This window comes from Deltaproteobacteria bacterium PRO3 (genome assembly GCA_030263375.1).
Classification (GTDB): domain Bacteria; phylum UBA10199; class UBA10199; order DSSB01; family DSSB01; genus DSSB01.
The window spans coordinates 1-3,528 of sequence record SZOV01000175.1 but is presented as its reverse complement, the minus strand read 5'-3'; the positions used below and the strand labels follow the sequence as shown (position 1 = coordinate 3,528).

Here is a 3,528-nt window from a genome sequence, read left to right as displayed (position 1 = left end):
TGCGCCACGCCCCGCAGCAGGTGCTCGACCCGCGGCGCGATCGCGCCCCGGCCCAGCAGGGCGTCCAGCTCGCGGCGTGCCCTCGAGGCCAGCGCCGCGTGATCCGCGGGTCGTCCCGGGTAATCCTGCTCGAGGGTCTGCGCGATGCCGGAGAAGAACAGCATCGCCAGCTCCGGCCGGTGTCCGCGCGACAACCGCAGGCCCAGCGCGTGCAGGCCCTGGTAGAAGAGCGAGGCATCGCTCTCTTGGGAGAGGGAGAAGATTTCTTGGAGCAGTTCGGGGGAGAAAGTGCGGGCGAAGCGGGCGCGCTCGCTCTCGGGGAGGGACTCGTAGGCGCGGCGCAGGTCCAGGCCCTCTTCGCGCACCCGACGACCCGCCGCCGCCGATTCCAGCAGGCCCGCCAAGATCCCCGCGGACGAGGCTAAAGCAGCGCCCGACTCGCCGCCCAGCGCAGGCCTCGGCCCGCGCGCAAGGGCGCCTCCAAAAAAGAGAGAATCAGTCGTCGTAAACCCCATGAAACCAGCCAATACAAAAATATACGTTGATTGGCGAGCTTATCGGGCCCGAAGGCTCAAAGTTGCTTTTATGAGACAAAAGAAAAGGGCCCCACCATGGGGCCCCTCCTGGAGAAAGAGATAGAGAAAAAAACTACATTTGGGGATCCTGCCCCATGTAAAGGTAGGGGCTGTACTTATACATCTGGGGATCCTGCCCCTGGAGCATCTGCGGGTCCTGCCCTTGCAACATCTGAGGGTCTTGTCCCTGCAACATCTGCGGGTCCTGCCCGGAGACCGTTCCAGTTTTTGTGGTGGGGGCCAAGACCTGGGAATAGATCGTCAATAAGGTCTTGCTGTCGTAAGTGCTGCGGAGCTGCGCCGAGGCCTCCGTAAGAGCAAATCCAAATACCATCGTAAAAACAAAACAATAGATAAACTTCCTCATCTTCTACCTCCCATTTGGTCCGTTGCTTACCTGCGGGGAGATAAAGCAATGCGAGTGCCAAGCTTCTAAAAATAAATTTTATCTATATATTTCAATAAATTATTACTTTTTATGAAAGCAAAGCATAAGTACAGAGCCGGGGGCCGAGGGTTCTAAAAATGATAAAGAATTCCATCACCTAGAGGGCTTATTCACAAACCTCTTTATTTCCCGGGGACTTATCCACAGGCTTTTAGGCAGTCACTGAGGTGACGGGGGATGGGTAGGAATCGACCTGCCTTATCGGACCGGCGGGGCCTCGGGGCTTAAATCCCGGGGCTGCGGGCGGCCGAAGCGCTGCACCCGACGGAAGGCCCCTACCGAGTCGTCGACCGCGGTCTCGCGGTGGGCGTAATTTCGGGAGGCCGGATAATAGAAAGGCCCGTAGGGCACCCGCACCGAGCCGCCCGAGAGGACCACATAGCCCGGCTCGCCGTGGGAGGCGGTGTATTCCCGGACATTGCCCAGATTGTCGACCGTCCCGTAGATCGAGAAGTCCCGATACAGTCTCTGGTCCATGACGTGCTTCCCCACCGGCTGGGGGTAGGTGGAGTTCTTGAGCTCGCCGGAGAAGGCCAGCCGCGAAATCAAATAGAAGGGGGCGAAGTCGTAGCCCCAGGGGAAGTTCCAGGGGAAGGCGTTGCGGTCGACCTTTTCCTTCTCCTCGGCGGTGGGCAACGAGTACTCCCTCCCCTGCCGCTCGGACTCCCAGCGCAGGAAGACCTCGGCCGCCAAGCGGGAGATGGCACTGATCGGCTGCTCTTTAAGGATGGGGTCGCCGTTGGGATCGAGGTGCTCGGTCGGGTCCATCAGGCGGTAGCGCTTCCAGGGGCCGAAGCCCTCGGGACGCAGCCGCCAGTAATAATGGTTGCCGCGCTGCCGATTGATAAAGTGCTCGAAGGCGGCGCGCAGGCCTTCCTCCCGATAGACCCGCCAGGTGTCGCGGAACAGGTCGCGGGAGATGCGCTGCGGCGGGACGTTCTTGCGGGGCATGAAGCTGCGGGCCTCCTCGATGCGCCCCTCGGCCACGAGGTGCTCGATGAAGGGGATGTATTCGCCCACCGTCACCGGCTTGCGCGAGATCGCGAAGGTGGGCAGCTCGATCTCGTGCATCGGAAAGCTGTAGACGTTGGAGGGCATGCCGTCCTCGTAGAAATCGAAGCCGGTGAAGGAGCGCCCGCCCTGCACCAACGCCATGTCGGAACCGAGCTCCGACTCGGGGACCATCTCGATCGGCACGTCGAGGAAGCGCCCCTCGACCACGCCGCGCTGGATGTCCTGATAACTCACCCGCAGCGGGACGCGCATCGGCGCGTAGCCCGGCGCGGACAATTCCAAGACATAATAGCCGGCCCCCAGGCCCAGGCGTTGGTTCCAATCCGCGAGCGCCCCCTCGGCCACCGTCTCGCCCTCGCGGAAGGTGCCCAGCTCGACGCCCCGCGCGTCGGTCTCGCGGCGGATGCGGAGGACGCGCAGGCGGGCTCGGCCCTCGAGCTCGGGATTCAGCAGCTCCCCGTCGGAGAGCCGGGAAAGGCGCAGGGCCAGCGGCGTCGTGCCGGTCAGCAGGGAGCTGAACATCGGGCCGCCGTCGGGCTTGAGCGGAAAATCGTTGGCCTGTATCCGCCGCGCCAGGGCGCGGCGCACGCTGCGCGGCATCCGGTCGCCGCCGTCCACCAGGCGCTCCCAGCTGAGCTCCGCGATCATCCGCCGGGCGGCGGAGCTGCGGTCGTACTTCATCACCTCGCTCAAGCGCGTCACCAAGTCCTCCACCCCCTGGTGCCAGGACTCGCGGTCCTGCCGCAGGCTCCAGATCATCTGATGCATGCGCGTCCAATGCGCCGGATCGATGCGGGAGGCGACGTTGAAGCGCATCCAGGAGGCCTTGGTCAGGGCCTCGGCCTCGCGCATGCGCTCGCGGAGGTGATCCAGCGCCTCGCGGTCCGAGCGGGCGCGGGCCATCAGCACCGCCTCGCGGAGCTCGGCGGCGTTTTGGAAGCGCCTCGCCGGATCGGGGTCCATCGCCTTGCGCGCGATGCTCTCCAACTCGTAGAGGTAGTCGGGATGGGTGCCGGTCAGGATGTCGCGGAAAGACGGCGGATCGAGGCTGGGGTCCTGGCCGTAGAGCAAAATGGAACGGGGATTGATCTTGGTCTGGCCCTGCAGGTGCTCGCCTTCCCGAATCGGGACCAGGCGCGGCTCTCCGCGCACCGGGTCGCCGGGCCGGTATAGCCCCAAGGGATGCAGGCCCGTCGCCATCTCGTAGAGGATGACGCCCAAGGAGAAGATATCCTGCGAGCGCTCATTGGGCCCCCGATCCAGGCGCGTCATCTCCGGCGCGATGTAGCCCGGCGTCCCCGCCATCGTGGAGGCGCTGGCGCGCGGCGGGCGGTGGCGCAGGGCCTCGGGCGAGAGGCTCATGCGACCCTCGGCGATCTTCTCCCCGAGGTGCCTCGCCAATCCCCAGTCTAGGATGCGCATGCGGACATTGCGGTCGACCATGAGGTTGTCGGGCTTGAGATCGTTGTGAACCACGCCGTGCTGGTGGGC

At 64.3% G+C, this 3,528-nt stretch carries 3 protein-coding genes; all 3 read right to left on the bottom strand.

From position 1 onward, the window contains the following. Window positions 1–404 (bottom strand): hypothetical protein (locus FBR05_15075; GenBank protein ID MDL1873501.1); only part of this gene is annotated, 404 nt, incomplete at its 3' end. Between the two features lie 244 nt (window positions 405–648). Beyond that, a complete protein-coding gene (locus FBR05_15070) occupies window positions 649–942 on the bottom strand; it encodes a hypothetical protein (protein ID MDL1873500.1) in 294 nt (97 codons plus the stop codon). A 279-nt stretch (window positions 943–1,221) separates the two neighbouring features. Beyond that, a partial coding sequence (locus tag FBR05_15065; protein MDL1873499.1) for a hypothetical protein occupies window positions 1,222–3,528 on the bottom strand: 2,307 nt, incomplete at its 5' end.

Excerpts from the sequence above, each read along its gene's own strand:
- FBR05_15070 (MDL1873500.1), bottom strand. The coding sequence starts at position 942 with ATGAGGAAGTTTATCTATTGTTTTGTTTTTACGATGGTATTTGGATTT.